This is a genomic window from Amycolatopsis nigrescens CSC17Ta-90 (genome assembly GCF_000384315.1).
Lineage (GTDB): Bacteria > Actinomycetota > Actinomycetes > Mycobacteriales > Pseudonocardiaceae > Amycolatopsis > Amycolatopsis nigrescens.
The window spans coordinates 1,193,119-1,209,450 of record NZ_ARVW01000001.1 but is presented as its reverse complement, the minus strand read 5'-3'; the positions used below and the strand labels follow the sequence as shown (position 1 = coordinate 1,209,450).

General features: G+C 71.4%; 13 protein-coding genes. 7 read left to right on the top strand and 6 right to left on the bottom strand.

Annotation, left to right across the window (positions count from 1 at the left end; translation table 11 throughout):
• Positions 1–5: 5 nt before the first annotated feature.
• Complete coding sequence (locus AMYNI_RS0105530) at positions 6–644, top strand: C39 family peptidase (RefSeq protein ID WP_020666987.1); 639 nt, start codon at positions 6–8, stop codon at positions 642–644.
• A 59-nt stretch (positions 645–703) separates the two neighbouring features.
• Here the strand turns inward: AMYNI_RS0105530 and AMYNI_RS0105525 are convergent, their stop codons facing one another.
• Entirely contained in the window at positions 704–2,365 is a 1,662-nt protein-coding gene (locus AMYNI_RS0105525; RefSeq protein WP_084628292.1) for an AMP-binding protein, read from the bottom strand.
• Between the two features lie 214 nt (positions 2,366–2,579).
• Between AMYNI_RS0105525 and AMYNI_RS48845 the strand changes: the two genes are divergently transcribed.
• From AMYNI_RS48845 to AMYNI_RS43655, 4 genes are all read left to right on the top strand, one after another.
• Positions 2,580–3,215 carry a hypothetical protein gene (locus tag AMYNI_RS48845; protein WP_026360089.1) on the top strand — a complete coding sequence of 212 codons (636 nt, stop codon included), beginning with the start codon at positions 2,580–2,582 and terminating at the stop codon, positions 3,213–3,215.
• A gap of 141 nt (positions 3,216–3,356) precedes the next feature.
• Positions 3,357–4,544 (top strand): aminotransferase-like domain-containing protein, encoded by a 1,188-nt coding sequence (locus AMYNI_RS0105515; protein WP_020666985.1) that lies wholly within the window; start codon positions 3,357–3,359, stop codon positions 4,542–4,544.
• 33 nt (positions 4,545–4,577) lie between these two features.
• The gene (locus AMYNI_RS43660; RefSeq protein ID WP_051116275.1) at positions 4,578–5,897 is read left to right on the top strand and encodes a BTAD domain-containing putative transcriptional regulator; all 1,320 of its coding nucleotides are present in this window, start codon (positions 4,578–4,580) and stop codon (positions 5,895–5,897) included.
• A 383-nt stretch (positions 5,898–6,280) separates the two neighbouring features.
• Complete coding sequence (locus AMYNI_RS43655; protein ID WP_051116274.1) at positions 6,281–7,744, top strand: tetratricopeptide repeat protein; 1,464 nt, start codon at positions 6,281–6,283, stop codon at positions 7,742–7,744.
• On the opposite strand, the gene surE is transcribed toward AMYNI_RS43655, so the two are convergent.
• Together surE and AMYNI_RS0105500 are read right to left on the bottom strand one after the other, a co-directional pair.
• Entirely contained in the window at positions 7,741–8,499 is a 759-nt protein-coding gene (surE, locus tag AMYNI_RS0105505) for a 5'/3'-nucleotidase SurE (protein ID WP_020666984.1), read from the bottom strand. The two genes, AMYNI_RS43655 and surE, sit on opposite strands and share 4 nt — an antisense overlap.
• Positions 8,496–9,440: a 1-phosphofructokinase family hexose kinase gene (locus AMYNI_RS0105500; RefSeq protein ID WP_020666983.1), complete on the bottom strand. Its 945-nt coding sequence runs from the start codon at positions 9,438–9,440 to the stop codon at positions 8,496–8,498. Before AMYNI_RS0105500 ends, surE begins: the two co-directional genes overlap by 4 nt.
• 133 nt (positions 9,441–9,573) lie before the next feature.
• Here AMYNI_RS0105500 and AMYNI_RS43650 point away from each other — a divergent pair, with 133 nt between their 5' ends.
• Positions 9,574–12,555: an AfsR/SARP family transcriptional regulator gene (locus AMYNI_RS43650; RefSeq protein WP_169515701.1), complete on the top strand. Its 2,982-nt coding sequence runs from the start codon at positions 9,574–9,576 to the stop codon at positions 12,553–12,555.
• A 52-nt stretch (positions 12,556–12,607) separates the two neighbouring features.
• Here AMYNI_RS43650 and AMYNI_RS0105490 read toward each other — a convergent pair whose 3' ends face one another.
• Positions 12,608–12,940, bottom strand: coding sequence for an anti-sigma factor antagonist (locus AMYNI_RS0105490; RefSeq protein WP_281170351.1), 333 nt, complete (start codon positions 12,938–12,940; stop codon positions 12,608–12,610).
• 291 nt (positions 12,941–13,231) lie between these two features.
• Complete coding sequence (locus AMYNI_RS0105485) at positions 13,232–14,497, bottom strand: serine/threonine-protein kinase (protein ID WP_020666980.1); 1,266 nt, start codon at positions 14,495–14,497, stop codon at positions 13,232–13,234.
• Positions 14,498–14,652: 155 nt separating this feature from the next.
• Here AMYNI_RS0105485 and soxR point away from each other — a divergent pair, with 155 nt between their 5' ends.
• The gene (gene soxR / locus AMYNI_RS0105480) at positions 14,653–15,108 is read left to right on the top strand and encodes a redox-sensitive transcriptional activator SoxR (protein WP_020666979.1); all 456 of its coding nucleotides are present in this window, start codon (positions 14,653–14,655) and stop codon (positions 15,106–15,108) included.
• A 17-nt stretch (positions 15,109–15,125) separates the two neighbouring features.
• Here soxR and AMYNI_RS0105475 read toward each other — a convergent pair whose 3' ends face one another.
• Entirely contained in the window at positions 15,126–15,545 is a 420-nt protein-coding gene (locus tag AMYNI_RS0105475) for a winged helix-turn-helix domain-containing protein (protein ID WP_020666978.1), read from the bottom strand.
• Between the last annotated feature and the right edge of the window lie 787 nt (positions 15,546–16,332).

Here is a 16,332-nt window from a genome sequence, read left to right as displayed (position 1 = left end):
CGGTCATGCGAAGAATTCCGCTGATCGCGGTGGCGATGCTCGCCGCCGCCGGCACCCTGATCGCGCCGGCTTCGGCGAGTACCGCCCCGTTTCCGGTACCCGCCGCGGCCAAACCGGCCTCCGGGCCGGTGCAGGCCAAGGGCACGGTCACGCTGAACATCGACTACCAGGTGCAGGAAACCGGGTACTGGTGCGGTCCGGCGGCCACCAGGATCGCGCTGTCCGCGCGGGGGATCTACCTGAGCCAGGGCGACCTCGCCGGGCGGCTGGGCACCACGGAGAACGGCACCGACTACATCGGCCAGGTCACCGGCGTGCTCAGCGGGCTGGTCGGCTGGTACGAGACGAAGAACATGCCGAACGACCCGCCGACCCAGGCGCAGAAGGACCTGCTCTGGCAGGACATCGTGCTCGACATCAACAACAACTACCCGGTCGTCACGAACATCGTCGCGCCGGCGAACAACCATCCGCCGGGCTACCCGAACTACACGATCTACCACTACTTCACGGTGATCGGCTACAACTCGGACAACGGGACCGTGCTGATCGCGGACCCGGCCAACTTCGGCGGCAACCAGATCTACTGGCTCACCTTCGACCAGCTCGCCTCCCTCGTCCCGCCCAAGGGCTACAGCGCCTGACCGCAAATAGCCGGCTTTTTGCCCTCCCGCAAAAGGGCAAAAAGCCGGCTATTTGCCGTTCAGTGGAAGGCGAGGGGGAGGTCTCGCGGGATGACCTTGCCGGCCGGGCTGCGGGGCAGCTCGTTGAGGAACATCACGTCGCGCGGCACGGAGAACTTCGCCAGGTTCCGCTTGACGTACTCGCGGATGTCCTCGGCGGTGAGGTAGTGCCCCGGCTCGACCACGACGTACACCGCGAGCCGCTGGCCGTACCGCTCGTCGGAAACGCCGACCGCGGCCACCTCCCGGACGTCGCGACGGGCCGAGAGCAGGTCCTCCACCTCGCGCGGGAACACGTTCTCGCCGCCGGAGATGATCATGTCGTCGTCCCGGCCGACGACGAACAGCCTGCCCTTCTCGTCGAAGTAGCCCATGTCGCCGGTGGACATCAGGCCACGCCGGACCTCCTTGTCCATCCCGGGCCGGGTGTAGCCGTCGAACAGCATCCCGTTGCGGACGAAGATCCGACCGACCTCGCCCCGACCGACCCGCTTCCCGGCGGAGTCCAGCACTGCCACCCTGGTGCCGCGGGGCGGTTTGCCCGCGGTGCCGTCCGCGGCGGCGAGGTCCCGTGGCGTGGCGATGGTCGCCCAGGAGACCTCGGTGGAGCCGTAGAGGTTGTAGAGCACCGAGCCGAAGACCTCCATGAAGCTGGTGGCCAGCCGGCCTGGCAGCGCGGAACCGCCGCAGCACACCACGCGCAGCCGGGAACCGCGCTGGGCCGCGGCCGCCTGCGCGGGCAGTTCGAGCATGCGTTGCAGCATCACCGGCGGGGCGACCAGCACGGTGGCCTTGTGGTCGCCGAGGTCGTGCAGGGTGCGCTCCGGGTCGAACTTGCGGCGTAGCACAAAAGTGTGTCCCAGCAACGCGCCGAGCTGCAGGTGGCCGTAGGCGAGGATGTGGAACAGCGGGGGCGCGAGCAGCATCACGTCCCCGGTCAGCAGCGGGATCACGTCCAGCATCGCCGCGATCGGGGTCAGGCTGCGCGGGTCCGGGCGCCGCGCGCCCTTCGGCGTGCCGGTGGTGCCGGAGGTGAGCAGGATCGTCTTGCCGTGCCGGCTCGGGCTGGGCAGGTCCCAGCCCGGCGCGGCCGCCATCAGCGACTCCAGGGTGTGCCAGCGGTGCCCGGTGTCCGGCAGCGAGTCGACGGGGCCCTCGGTCCAGCCGACCACCTTGCGCAGCCCCGGCGGGCATTCGGCCACCAGCGGCAGCAGGTCCTGGTCCACGACCAGGAGGTTGATCTGCTGCTCCTCGACCACCGCGCGCATCTGCGCCGCGGAGAGCCCGGTGTTCAGCAGCACCACGTCCGCCCCGGTCTTGCCGGCCGCGATGCAGGTCTGCACCGCGCCGCGGTGGTTGCGTGCGAGCAGGCCGATCCGCGTCACCCGGTCCGTGGCCAGTGAGCGGAGGCCGTGCGCGAGCCGGGTGGACTGCTGGTCGAGCTCGGCGTAGCTGAGCGAGCCCTGGTCGTCGATGATCGCCGGGCGCCCGGGATAGCGCACCGCGCCGGTGGTGAAGGCCAGCGTCAGGGTGAGGCCCCACTTGCGGAACCCGCTGTGGATCTGGAACAGCTTGCCGGGGCCCATCGGCCGCACCACACCGTTGCGAACCAGTACCGACATACCGCGGGTGGAGAGGCCGACCTTGCCCAGGGAGCCGGGTGGCGTCGCGCTGCCAGACATTCGACCTCCCGCTGGTCCGCCCCGTCCTTGGAGTGAGCGGATAGTGGCATGAAGAACATGTTCTGGGCAATTATTTCGCAGGTCGGAGCCGGAATTATCACCTCTGTGCAGGGTGGATTCGAGAAAATTTGTGGCTGGTACGCGAACGTTTCCCCCGCCCGTTCGGGTAGGTTGTGCGAGGTGCCGTGTCCGTTTCTGTAGCCGGAGGTAGTCGATGGCCCGCCCGGCCTCGCCCGAGCCCGACAGGCCCGGCAGCCCTGAAAGCACAGACACGCCGCCCACCGCCGAGATCCCCAGGATCGAGCCGCCCAGCACCACCGAGACCGTGCCGATGTTCCTCGGTGCGCTGAGCGCCGCGCAGGGCCTGCCCGAGCCGACGGTCCCACCTGCCGAGCCCGAATCCGCCGATGGCGGGCGACACCGCCTCGCCGACGAGCTGGCATCGCCGGCCGAGGAGCAGCCGCGGTCCAGGGCGGCGATCCGGTTCGCCTCCGGCGCGGTGGTGCTGCTCGCGGTCGCCTGCGGGCTGTTCTTCCTCAGCGGGCCCGGCGACGACGACCGGCCCGCCGACGCGGTCGTCCAGCCGCCGGTGCCCACCGCGACCCCGTCGCCGTCGGCTCCGCCGGCCACCGCGCCGCCCGAGGCCACCGCGACCCTCCCCGAAGCCCCCGCGCCACCGCCGGCCGCGCCGCCGAAGCAGCCGGAAGTGACGAAGACCAGGACGACCGCCCCGAAACCGCCGCCTCCTCAGCAGGAGGACCCCGGTGAGCAGATGGAGGACGCGGTCAGCTCCGCCATCAAGGAATGGCAGAGCCGCATCCAGGACTGGAGTTCGCGCGCCGGGCGGTGAAAATCTGTTGCGGGGTGGCCTATCCTGACTTCCAAGGCTCCTTGACCAGTGCAGCCACCCCCGCAGCCACGAGCGGCAGCACCACTGCTCCTCCGCTGCGCCAAGCCGCAGTCTGAGTCATTTCTGAGTCCCGGAGCCATCTTGTCCACTTCCACCCTGCCCGCGCTCGCCACCAGAATGGCCGGGGTCACCAGCTCCCCGGTCCGCGACCTGCTCGCACTGACCACGCGGCCGGGGGTGATCTCCTTCGCCGGCGGGCTGCCCGCACCGGAACTGTTCGACACCGACGGCCTGCGCGCCGCCTTCGACCGGGTGCTGTCCGGGCCGTCCGCGCGCCGGAACCTGCAGTACTCGCCGACCGAGGGCGACCCCGGGCTGCGGGAGCTGCTGGCCGCGCGGCTGACCGGCCGCGGCCTGCCCACCGAACCGGACGGCGTGCTGGTGACCACCGGTTCGCAGCAGGCGCTGACCCTGGTCGCCGCGACCCTGCTCGACCCCGGTTCGGTGGTGCTGGTCGAGGAACCCGCGTACCTGTCCGCGTTGCAGTGCTTCCAGCTCGCCGGGGCGCGGGTGCTGCCGGTGCCCTGCGACGACGACGGCATCGACCCCGCCGCACTCGCCGAGCTGGTGGTGCGTGCACGGCCGCGGCTGCTCTACCTCGTGCCCACCTTCTCCAACCCCACCGGCCGCACGCTGCCCGCGCCGCGCCGCCGCGCGGTGGCGGAACTGGCGGCGCAGCACGGGTTCTGGATCGTGGAGGACGATCCGTACGGTGAGCTTCGCTACCGGGGTGCGCCGCTGACACCGATCAGCGCGCTGCCGGAGGCCGAGGGCCGCTCGCTGTACCTCGGCAGCTTTTCCAAGATCGTGGCACCGGGCATGCGGCTGGGTTGGCTGCGCGCGCCGCGGCCAGCGGTCGGCCGGCTGACCGTCGCGAAACAGGCGGCCGACCTGCACACCTCGACCGTCGACCAGGCCGCGGCTGCGGAGTATCTCCGCGGCGCCGACCTCGAAGGCCACCTGCGCGGGCTGTGCGGCGCCTACCGCCTGCGCCGCGACGCGATGCTCGCGGCGCTGCCGTCGGCGACCCCGACCGGTACCCGCTGGACCGACCCGGACGGCGGCATGTTCGTCTGGCTGCGGCTGCCCGGCGATGCCGACGCGACCAGGCTGCTACCGCTCGCGCTCCGGCGGGATGTCGCCTTCGTGCCGGGTGCGCCGTTCTACGTCGAGGCCCCGGATCCCGCCACACTGCGGTTGTCGTTCACCACGCACACGCCGGAGGAGATCACCGAGGGCCTGCGCCGGCTCGGCCGGGTGCTCACCTGACCCGGCGTTCCGCCCGCGTGAAATCATCGCTGGATGCGGTTCGGGATTCTTGGTCCGGTGCTCGCCAGGTGTGCCGACGGGACCCCGGCCGTGCTCGGCGGGCCGCGCGCGCGGGCGTTGCTCGCGTTGCTGGCGGCCGAGGCGGGGCGGGTGGTCCCGACCGACCGGCTGATCGACGGGATGTACGCGGACGCGCCGCCGGAAGGCGCGGCGAACGCCCTGCAGTCCCAGGTTTCCCGGCTGCGCCGCAGGCTCGGTGACGCGGGGCTGGTGGAGCTGCATCCGGCGGGTTACCGGCTAGCGGTCGATCCGGCGGAGGTGGACGCGCACCGGTTCACCGAACTGGCCGGCACCGGACGGGCGGCACTGGCGGGCGGCGAATACCGGCGTGCCGCGGAGCTGCTCGGCGACGCGCTGGGGCTGTGGCGCGGGCAGGCGCTGGCGGATCTCGCCGACTCGCCGTCGGTACGGGCGCAGGTGGCCGCGCTGGCGGAGACGCGGCTGGTGGCCGTGGAGGACCTGGCCGAAGCGGAGCTGGAGCTCGGCCGCGGTGCCGAGGTGGTTTCCCGGTTGCGCGGGCTGGTGGCCGAGCATCCCCTGCGGGAGCGGACTCGCGGCCTGCTGGTGCGGGCGCTGGCGGCGGCGGGCCGTCCGGCCGAGGCACTGGCCGCGTTCGAGGACGCCCGCCGCACGCTGGCCGAGGAACTGGGCGCGGACCCGTCGCCTGAACTGGCCGCGATCCATCTGGCGGTGCTGCGCGACGAGCCGGCGCCGCACCGCGGCCTGCCCGCGCAGTGGACCAGTTTCGTGGGCCGGGACACCGAGTTGATCCGGCTGGCGGCGTTGTTAAGCCGGGAGCGGCTGGTCACGTTGACCGGCCCCGGCGGCACCGGGAAGACCCGTCTCGCGATCGAAGCCGCGGCCAGGGTCGACGGGCCGGTGTGCTTCGTCGAGCTGGCCCAGATCGTCGCGGAAGCCGACCTGCCGAAGGCCGTGCTCGCCGCGCTCGGCGTGCGGGAAGCGGCCTTCAGCCCGCAACGGGCGTCCGGCACACCGGTGGAGCGGTTGGTGGCGGTGTTGCGGGAACGGCCGGTGCTGCTGGTGCTGGACAACTGCGAGCACCTCATCGACCCGGTCGCCCACCTGGCCGCCACCCTGCTCACCGGCGCACCCGGCTTGCGGATCCTGGCCACCAGCCGCGAACCCCTCGACCTCCCCGGCGAAACCCGCCACCCCGTCCCCGTCCTCACCACCGCCGGCACGCCGGTATTCGCCGCCCGCCAGTGCCGCCCGTCCGGTGCCGGCCAGTTCGGTGAACCGGTGCGCGTCCACCTCCGCCGGATCGACCGCTAGCCGGTAACCCCGCCGGATGCAGCTCCACCAGCCCCGCGTCACCGAGCCTGCGGCGCAGCCGGGAAACCTGGGACTGCAGGGCGTTCGCCGCGCCTTCCGGCGGCGCGTCCCGCGTACATCCCGTCGATCAGCCGGTCGGTCGGGACCACCCGCCCCCGCCTCGGCCGCCAGCAACGCGAGCCAACGCCCGCGCCGCGCGGCCCGCCGAGCACGGCCGGGGCTCCCGTCGGCACACCTGGCGAGCACCGGACCAAGAATCCCCGAACCGCATCCAGCGATGATTTCACGCGGGCGGAAGCGGGTCAGGTGAGCACCCGGCGAGCGGCGCAGGCCTCCGGTGATCTCCTCCGGCCGTGTGCGTGGTGAACCCAACAACCCGCAGTGTGGCCGACAAATCCCTACTCACCACCACCGACAACCGCTACCGCATGCTCGACACCATCCGCGCCTTCTGCACCACCCACCTCGACCCCGACCACACCCACCACCTCCACCACACCCACGCCACCTACTACCTCCACCTCGCCCAAACCGCAGACCCCCACCTACGCACCACCCACCAACTCCACTGGCTCACCCAACTCGACACCGACTACCCCAACCTCCACACCGCACTCCGCTGGACCATCGACCACAACACCACCCTCGCCCTCCAACTCATCAGCGCACTGTCCATGTACTGGTGGCTGCGCGGCCGGTCCGACAGCTCGACGCTGAGCTACCAGCTGGCCCTGAAACTGGGCAGCGAGCCGCCGGAGGGCCTGGAAGAGGAATACGTGCTGTGCGTGCTCAACGCCGCTTTCGGCATGGCGGACCACGAACCGCTGCGCGCCCAGCTGGCCACGCTGGACCGGCTGGCCAAGGCCCGCACCGGGCCGCCGGCGCAGCCGTTCCTGACCATGTTCTGGGCACTGAGGTCCGGTCCGCCGGACGACGGCGAGCTGCTGTCCGGGCAGCCGGAGAAACTGCTCGGCGCCGACCCGTGGAGCCAGGCGATGGTGCCGTTGAGCGAGGGTTTCATGGCCGTGTTCCAGGGTGACCTGATCGAGGCCGAACGGCGTTTCACCGCCGCACTGCGGCAGTTCCGCGCGATCGGTGAGCGGTGGGGGATGAGCCAGGTGATCGGTGAGCTGGCCCCGATCGCCGGTCAGCGCGGGGATCGGGAGCGGGCGCTGGCGCTGTTCGACGAGGGCATCGAGCTGACCACGGAGCTCGGCGCCACCGAGGAGACCGCCGACCTGCTCGCCCGCCGGGGCGGCTACCGAATGCGCACCGGGGACCTCGACGGCGCGGAGCAGGACTATCAGCGCTCGGCCGAGCTGGCCGGTCGCGCTGGTGCGCCGACCCAGCTGGGCACCGCGCACCTCGGCCTCGGCGACCTGGCCCGGCTCCGCGGCGAGCTCACCGAGGCCCGCGCGCTTTACACCCGGGTGGCGGACGAGTGCCCGCCCGGGTTGTTCAACACGGACCTGGTGCGCGTGTACCTGTGGATCTCGCTCGGCCGGCTCGCCGAGGTCGAAGGGGAACCGGCCGAGGCCCGCCGGTGGCTGCGGCAGGCGGCGGATTTCGCCGCCGGCAAGGATTTCCTCGACCTGCACGCGGTGGTGCTGCTGGCGCTGGCCGGGGTCGCCGTGGCCGGCGGCGACCCGGCGCGGGCCGCCCGGCTGCTCGGCGCCGGCGACGCCCTCAGCGGCGCACCGTCGATCGCCGACCCGGACGTGACCCGGGTGTCCGACCTGGCCCGCACCCACCTCGGCGACGCCGCCTTCGACGCCGCCTACGCCGAAGGACTCGCCCTCAACCGTGCCGAAGCCCTCGCCCTCGCCGACTCCGTCCTCGGCGGCTAGAGGTAGCCGGTCAGGTCAAGGGCGGTGTCCTCGGCGACCGGGCGCAGCGCGGTCACCGTGGGGACCTGGCGGTTCACCAGGTAGACGTCGGTGCCCGGCTCGGCCTGCTCGCCGATCTCGGTGGTGACCACCTCGTCCCCGCCCCGCTCGTGGGACAGCAGGCTCTGCACCGCGCCGGCGGTGGCCAGGGTGGCCGTGCTGAGCGGTTTGAGCGCGTCCGGCGGCAGATCGGGGATGTTGACGTTGAGCACGGTGCCGGCCGGGGTGCGGAGCAGCAGTTCGATGGCCTGCGCCGGGATGCCACCGGGGTCCGGCCAGCGCGGCGGCGCGATCTCGTCCGCCTCGACCGAGATCGCCAGCCCGCGCACACCGTTCGTGCCGGCGGTCAGCGCGGCACCGACCGTGCCGGAGTGGATCACCGGCTTGCCCAGGTTCATGCCCCGGTTCACCCCGGACAGCACCAGGTCGGGCGGCGGCCCGAAGTCGCCGTCGAGCGCCGCCAGGGTGATGAACGCCGGATGTGCGGAAACGGTGTAGCAGGGCACGTCGGGCAGCCCCGGCCGGTGCGCCCGCTCGATCACCGACCTGCCCTCCTCGGTGAGCACGGTCAGCCCGGCGCCGGTGCCGCTGGCCTCCGCGTGCGGCGCGGCCACCACCACCTCCAGCCCGGCCGCCACGGCCGCCCGCGCGAGCACGGCCAGTCCTTCGGAGTCGAAGCCGTCGTCGTTGGTGATCAGGGCGCGAAGCCGCGTCATGGATGTCCCTTCCGCTTCGGCTGGTGACGGCGCAGCTCGACCCGGTCGACGAGCTCGGCGGCGCCTTCGCCGCTACTGGACCCCAGCCCGTGCCTGGTCACGTTCAGCGCGCCGGCGGCCGCGCCGAGCCGGATCGCGTCCGGCAGCTCCGCACCCTGGGTGAGTGCCGCGGCCATCGCACCCGTCATCGAGTCGCCGGCGCCCCGGGTGTCCACGGTGTGCAGTTCGGGGCCGTGTACCTCCCAGACCGTATCGTCGAAAAGGGCCAGCGCGGGGGCCGATGCCCTGGACACCACCACCGCGGCGGCGCCGTGCTCGCGCAGCCGCCACATGCCCTCGATCAACTCGGCCGGCTCTTCGCCGTCCGCCCGCCGGTCTTCGAGCATCTCCTCGTGACTGACCTTGACCAGGTGCAGGCCGCCTTCGAGGGCGGCGTCGAGGCGTTCGCCGGAAAGGTCGGCGATCACCCGGCAGCCGTTCGCGGTGAGGTCGCCCGCCAGCCTGCGGTACACGTCGGCGGGCACCGGCCGCGGATGCCAGGTGCCGCTCAGCACCGCGGTCTCGCTGGCCAGCCCGCGCAGCAGGGTGGTCTCGTAGAGCTCGTCCAGCTCGTGCCGGGACAACGCGTCCCCCGGCATTCCGGCCACCGGCTGCCGTCCGGAGTCGCCGCGCCGGTCGTGCACGTAGCCGCCGTTGCGCGCGGTCACGTCCTGGTCGATCAGCTCGATGCCGCCGGCGGTCAGCAGGCTGCGCAGCACCCGGCCAGTCTCGCCGCCGAACGCCGCGCAGAGCACCACGGGCACCCCGAGCGAGGCGATCATCCTGGACTGCCAGACTCCCTGGCCGCCCGCGTGCAGGTGGATGTCGGCTTCACCGTCGCGGTCCTCCACGGTGACGGTGAGTTCTGGCGAGGGCGCGAACACCATGACCTGTTTGTCCATACTTGTCCGGTACCCACTGGCGGCTGATCCCAGACGCTAGTTCCGCACTTCGCGCACTGAACCCCGCACGGAGAGCGTTAGATGCTGAGAAGATGACCTTTCGGGATACGGGGGTTTCGGATTGCGTTTCGGCGTGCTGGGTGCGACAGAGCTCGACGGGGCACCGGTGGGACCAAGACAGGTCCGCACCGTGCTGGCGGTACTGCTGAGCAAGGCGAACCAGCCGGTGCCGATGGAGACGCTGATCGACGAGCTCTGGCCGGACCGCCCACCGCAGTCGTACCCTGCCGTGCTGCAGGGCCGGATCTCGGCGCTGCGCAAGCTGCTCTGCCCGGACCTGCCCGCCAGGTCCGCCGAGCACGTGCTCCGCACCAGGCACGGTTGCTACCTGCTGGACGTGGACCCGCGGCAGTTCGACGCGACCGAGTTCATCCGGCTCACCGAGGACGGCCGGGACGCGGCCGAGGCCGGCGAGTACCTCGAGGCCGACCACCTGCTTCGCACCGGGCTGGCACTCTGGCGCGGTTCGGCGCTGCAGGACACCGGACGCGGCCCGCTGCTCAGCGGTTACGCCGGTGGGCTGGAGGAACGCCGGCTGGCCGCGCTGGAGCAGGGCTTCGGCGTGGACATCGCGCTGGGCAGGCTGCCCGAGGCGATCACCGGCCTGACCGAGCTGCTCAACCGGGACCCGAGCCAGGAGAACATCGCCGCCCTGCTGGTCGACGCGCTGGTCAAGGTGGGCAGGCGAACCGACGCCAAAGCCGTTTTCGACAGCACCCGCAGCGCGCTGGCCGGCCTCGGCGCGGCACCGGGCGCACGGCTGCGCTGGGCGCAGACGCTGCTCGACCCGGTGCCGAAGGCGCGGCCGCTGCTGATGCCGGAGGCGCCGGCCCGGCCGGCGCAGCTGCCGCCGCGGCTGCCCGATTTCGTCGGCAGGGCAGAGCTGCTGGACCGGATCCGCGCCGAGCTGACCGGGCCGTACAACCGGCTGGTGCTGCTCAGCGGGCCGGGCGGGGTCGGCAAGAGCACCCTCGCGGTGCGGGCCGCGCACCTGGTCCGGCGCGAGTTCGACGGCGGGCAGGTGGCCGCCGACCTCACCGCCGAGCCGGGGCAGCCGGCCGAGGTGCTGCGCCGGTTCCTGCTCGCGCTGGGGGTGGACGAGGAGTCGGTCCCGGTCGGTTTCCTGGAACGGCAGCAGCTGTGGCGCAGCCGGACCGCGGACGCGCGGGTGCTGGTGCTGCTGGACGGTGCGCGGGACGAGGCGCAGGTGCGGGCGCTGCTGCCGGGCGGGTCCGGCTGCGCGGTGCTGGTCACCGCCCGGCGCCGGATGCTCGGCCTCGCCGGCGCGGTCACCATCGGGGTCGGTGCGTTCACCGGCCAGGAGGCGCACGAGCTGCTCACCAGGATCGTCGGCGCGGACCGGGTCGCCGGCGCGCCGGCCGCGGCCGAGACGCTGCTCGGTCACTGCGCCGGGCTGCCGCTGGCGGTGCGCATAGTCGGCGCCAAGCTGGGCGCCCGCCCGCACGAGACCATCGACGAGCTGGCCACCAGGATCGGCGCCGGCCGGTCGAGGCTGGCCGAGCTGCGCGCGGGGGACCTGGACGTCCGGGCCACCATCGGGCTGAGCTACGCGGAGTGCGGGCCCCAGCCGCGGCGGGCGCTGCGGCTGCTGGCCGCGCTCGGGCTGCCCGCGGTGTCCCGCGCCATGATCTCCCGGCTGCTCGAATCCGCCGGCCAGGACACAGCGAACACCGAAAAGACCGACAGTCCGGAAAAGGCCGCTGACACCGAGGACGCCGGGCGTGACGCCGCCGAGGCGCTGGTCGAGGCGCAGCTGCTGCAGGTGCGCGGCCGGGACGCCTTCGACCAGGTGCGCTACCAGCCGCACGACCTGATCGCCGAGTTCGCCAGGGAACGGGCCGAGCTGGAGGAGACCCCGCGGACCCTGGACCGGGCGCTGCGCGGCATGCTCGATTTCGCGCTGGACGGCGCGGGTTCGGCGGCCGCGAAGTCGAGCCTGGCGCTGTGGTCGGGGGAGGAGGCGGAGAACGTCGTCGCGCTGCTCTACGCGGCACTGCGGCGGGGCTGGTGGACCCGGGCCTGGACGCTGGCTGACACCTTCGGCGCGATCTGCGAGACGCGGCCGGGGCTGCGGTCCGCGCACAGCGCGACCGTGCTGGGGCTGGTCGCGGCGAGGTGGGCCGGTGACTCGCGCTCGGCGGCGGTCAGCCTGCGCCGGCTCGGCAACCTGCACTGGCATCAGGCCAGGGCGGGTACCGCGCTGCGGTATTTCCGCGCGGCCGCGAACCGGTTCACCGCACTCGGCGACGAGGCCGAGCTGGGCCACACCCTGGTGCTGAAGTCCGATGTGCTGGCCGAGACCGGCCGGGCCGCCGAAGCCAGGGAGATCCTGACCGAAGCCCTTACGCTGGCGGAGAAGTCGGGAGACCACCAGCTGCACGGGGTGGCACTGGACCAGTTCGGTTGCGTGTTCTCCGACGCGGGCGAATTCGATTCCGCGGACCGGTGTTTCCTCGGCGCGCTCCGGCTCGCCCGCGAGTTCGGCGACGAGCGGTCGGCGGTGAGCGCGATCAAACGTCGGGCGGATCTGCTGCGCCGGCAGGGCAGGTACGACCAGTCCGGCACCCTGCTGCACGAGGCGCTGGTCATCACGCGCCGCCTCGGGGATCCGCACTGGGAGGCGCACGTGCTGCGCAGCCTCGGGGAAACGCAGCGCTACACCGGTTATCTCGAGGACGCGGGGGCGAACCTGCGCCGGTCGCTGGAGTTGTTCACCGAGCACGGTCACCGGCACGCGGTGGCCTATTCGCTGCGCGGCCTCGCCGATCTGCACGCGCAACTGCGCGCGTACGAACCGGCGGCGGAGGCGCTGGCCCGTTGCCGCACCTTGTTCGAGTCGCTCGGTGACCGGCGCGGCCAGGCTTACACCCTGCGCAGTCTCGGCGCCCTGCACGTTCGCACCGGGCGTCTCGCGGACGCGGAACAGGCTTTGACCGACGCATTGGCGATTTCCGAAGCGCTTTCCCTGCGCTGGTTCGCCCGCGATGTGGCCAGGGCGCTGAACCAGGTTCGGAATTCGCTGCGCGCGGAATGAAGCCGTATCCGGTATTCACCGGCCACAATGGACTTTCGTCCTTTTCTCGCGGTTACTCGAAATCCTGTAGTGCGCGGCTCAGTGAGGGCCGGATGCGGAACCGATCGCGCAGGTTGGTGGCCAGCAGCGGGCGCAGAACTTCGCGACGGGTGGACACCAGGCTCAGCCGCGAGCCGTACCGCCGGGTCTGTTCGGCGGTCTCCACCAGCACGGTAAGCCCGGCACAGCCGAGAAAACCAACCATGGTCAGGTCAAGTACCAGTGCCCGCGAACCGGTCAGCAGTTCTTCGGCCACCGCTTGGCACACGACCGGCGCGGTGGCCTGATCGATATCTCCGCGGAACTCAACCACTCTGACCGCGCCCATTCGACGCTTCCTGACCACCAGCTTCCCAGCCCCCGACGTGGTCTGTCGGACGGTTCTTTGCACGAACGTCGTCACTGCTCTGCTCCCTCACACGCTGATGCTGTGTGGGAGGTACCGCCACCCGGAAATTCACTGCTCCGCCCCAGCGGGGAAGGTCTCCCTGCGGCTGTTATCTCAACCGAACGTGTTAGCACGGTATCGGGGTCCATGGCTGGGCACAACCTCACAACGAGTGAAGGCGGTGTGTCGGGGCGTGTCCGCCGGGCAGGCTCGTGAAGATCGTTTCTCCCGTGTCGACCATGGAAAAGCTCAGCCGTCGCGCTTGTCCTGCCGCTCCGCCTTGCGGGACTCCTTGGCCTGTTTCTTCTTCTCCTGCTTTTCGCTTTTCCCCGGAGGTTCGGCGCTCGTCGACGGTGCTGCCGGCGGTAGCTCGACGCCGGAAGTGGCCGAGGTGGGCGGCAGCTGGTGCACCACCAGCCCGGTGGCGGGCGGCGCGGGGGACTGCGGCGCCGCGGGCGTGCCCGCCGGGGAGGTGGGCACCGGCGCGGCCGGCGCCGGGCCGGGCGCGGGTGGTTCGCCGCCCGAACCGAACAGCGCGACGGCGCCAAGCGCGAGCAGTGCCAGCGGCGCACCGAGCGCCAGCAGCAGGCGCGACCGCCGCTTCCCGATACGCGGCACCGGAGTGGGCGGCGTGGTCAGCGCGCGCGTTGGCGCGCCGGCCTCGCGCAGTGCGTGCAGCGACGCGGCCACTTCCGTGCTACTGGGCCGTTTCGCGGGGTCGATACTGGTCATCCGACGGAGCAGGTCGGCGAACGGCGCGGGAAGCCCGGTGGGCAGCACCGGTTTCCGGTGCAGCCTGGCCAGCGCCGATTCGAGCAGCGTGCCGGGATACTCGCGGCGGCCGGTGAGGCATTCCAGCAGGACGAGACCGAAGGCGTAGATGTCGGCGGGCGGCCCGATCTCCCCGCCGTTGACCTGCTCGGGAGCCATGTACGCGGCGGTGCCGAGCACCACCCCGCTTTCGGTCATCCTGGTGGTGTCGAAGGCCCGCGCGATGCCGAAGTCGCTCAGCTTCGGGCCGTCCGCGCCGAGCAGCACATTGGCCGGCTTGAGATCGCGATGCGTCACGCCGGTGGAATGGACGTAGGCCAGCGCTTCCGCCAGCGGGGTGGCCAGTTCGGCGGTCTCCGCCGCGGAAAGCGCACCGCACTGGATCCGGGCCGCCAGTGTCTCCCCGATGACCAACTGCGTCACCAGGAACGCCCGCTCGTTCTCGGTGCCGGCGTCGTGCAGTGCGACCAGCCCGGGATGCTGCAGCTCGCTGAGGATGCGGATTTCCTGCGCGTACCTGCGCTCGCCGCTCTGCGCCGCGCCGGAGTGGAACAGTTTCACGGCGACTTCGGCACCGGTCGCGGTGTCGGTCGCGCGGTAGACCGTGGCGCTGCCACCGGTGCCGATCCGCTCCTTGAGCAGGTAGCGGTCGCCGACGGTGCTCGGCCGTTCCCGGCGCGGCTGCCCGTCCCCCAAACCGGCCACGGCGTCGAGATCGAACCGGGGCTCGGTCTCCTGCCCCATCAGACAACTCCTGTTCCGCCGGTCTGCCCCCGCCCGAAGCCTCTGAAGCTACTCCATCGGGTGGCCGAATCAACCCCCGCTTCGATTCGGCACGAATCCTACCGCTAACCTGAACTATAGTCGAGGTAGCGGTGCGGGGAGGGGAGATCGCGGCGATGGAAGAACTGAAGTGGGACCAGTCCCAGCTCACCGTCGGGCAGCTGGCCGACCGCAGCGGGGTGGCCGTTTCGGCGCTGCATTTCTACGAGCGGCAGGAGCTGATCGTCAGCACCCGCACGGCCGGCAACCAGCGCCGCTACAGCCGCGACACGCTGCGCCGGGTCGCGCTGATCCGGATCGCCCAGCGGGTCGGCATCCCGCTGGCCGACGTGCGCGAGGTGCTGGCGAAACTGCCGGAGGGCCGCACGCCGAACCGGCAGGACTGGCAGCGCCTTTCCCGGCATTGGCAGGAGGAACTCAACCAGCGCATTCGGTATCTGGAGCGGTTGCGCGACGACTTCACCGAATGCGTCGGCTGCGGTTGCCTTTCGATCAGCCGATGCGTGCTGGCCAACCCCTACGACAGCCTCGGCCAGGAAGGGCCAGGACCCCGCCGCATACTCGAAGGCTGAGAATATTCTCAGGAATCTCAGGAACGGGTGTGCGCGCCGCAGCACTCCAGCACGTAGCCGCGCCCCCATACCGTCCTGATCGACAGGTTCAGCGGCAGTATCCGCCGGCGCAGCCGCATTATGTGCAGGTCGAGCGAGTTCCTGGTCGGCGAGCTCTGGTTGGCCTCGCTGAGCCTGGTGCGCAACGCCTCCCTGGCCACCACCTTGCCGAACTGGGTGACGAACAGTTCCAGCAGCTCGGTCTGGGTGGCGGAAATGGTGATCGACTGCGCGCCGAACTGCAGTACCCCCCGATCGTCGAGCTGGGGCACCTTGTGCTCGTCCACCCGCGCGCGCAACGCGGTCAGCCTGGCGTCCAGGTCGGCCCGCGAAATCGGTGCCCGGACCCAGTCTTCGTACAGGTCACCGCACTGCGGCGGTAACGCGCTCCCCTCCACGACCAGTAGACGCGGTACCCCCGTTTTTCGATACTGGTCTCGAAGGGCGGCCTGCGCCGGCCAGCGCACGAGCTTGACTTCATCGACGTTCTGCACTCGATGCATGGCTACCCCAGCATGGTTAGACGACTGGCGGTAGACGCGAACGCGCGTACAGCCAGCCGTTAAGACATCCCCATTCGGGTCCCCGCTACCCAGACCCCTACTGACCCTGATGTAACTACGTTAGCCGGAGGAGGTCAAGGAGCATTCGGCGGTTGTCGGAAGAAACGACAAGTCTGATGACGTTCGGTGGGCATCCAGGGCAGCCCGGTAGGCCGAACGAGTGAGCCCAGCCGTCCGGAAATGGGTCGGGCCGCCCGGCCTAATCCGGTCCGGATCATCCGGTCCGGATCTCGGCCCAATCCGGTCCGGATCCCGCTGGGATTTGGGATTATGGGCCCTTGCCGGTAATTACCGGATACCGAAGACAGCCGAGCGAAGCGTCCGATCGTGAATCACCGATAGGCCTTTTGGAGTAAGGCCGCCCGGCCCGCCGGGGTAACCGGCCTGGTGCGGGCAGGACCGGATCCCGGGTAGCCGGGGACGGTCAACTCCTTGCGGCGGCCCGGATTCCACGCCGCCGGAGCGGGCGGACGCCGGATCGCCTGAATCGTGGCCTGAATCGATCTGTGCGGGCGGAGTGCGATCCTGGCCGGCTGGGGAGGCCGATGCCGGGGCCGTGGTCGTACGCGGACCGGAGTGGCCGGCGGGGGTAAGCGCCGGTACTCCGATGGCCGGTACGAGC

Bases quoted from the DNA above. Each gene is read 5' to 3' on its own strand.
- AMYNI_RS0105530 (WP_020666987.1), top strand. From the start codon at position 6: ATGCGAAGAATTCCGCTGATCGCGGTGGCGATGCTCGCCGCCGCCGGC.
- AMYNI_RS0105525 (WP_084628292.1), bottom strand. From the start codon at position 2,365: ATGTCTGGCAGCGCGACGCCACCCGGCTCCCTGGGCAAGGTCGGCCTC.
- AMYNI_RS48845 (WP_026360089.1), top strand. From the start codon at position 2,580: ATGGCCCGCCCGGCCTCGCCCGAGCCCGACAGGCCCGGCAGCCCTGAA.
- AMYNI_RS43660 (WP_051116275.1), top strand. From the start codon at position 4,578: ATGCGGTTCGGGATTCTTGGTCCGGTGCTCGCCAGGTGTGCCGACGGG.
- surE (WP_020666984.1), bottom strand. From the start codon at position 8,499: ATGACGCGGCTTCGCGCCCTGATCACCAACGACGACGGCTTCGACTCC.
- AMYNI_RS0105500 (WP_020666983.1), bottom strand. From the start codon at position 9,440: ATGGACAAACAGGTCATGGTGTTCGCGCCCTCGCCAGAACTCACCGTC.
- AMYNI_RS0105485 (WP_020666980.1), bottom strand. From the start codon at position 14,497: ATGGGGCAGGAGACCGAGCCCCGGTTCGATCTCGACGCCGTGGCCGGT.
- soxR (WP_020666979.1), top strand. From the start codon at position 14,653: ATGGAAGAACTGAAGTGGGACCAGTCCCAGCTCACCGTCGGGCAGCTG.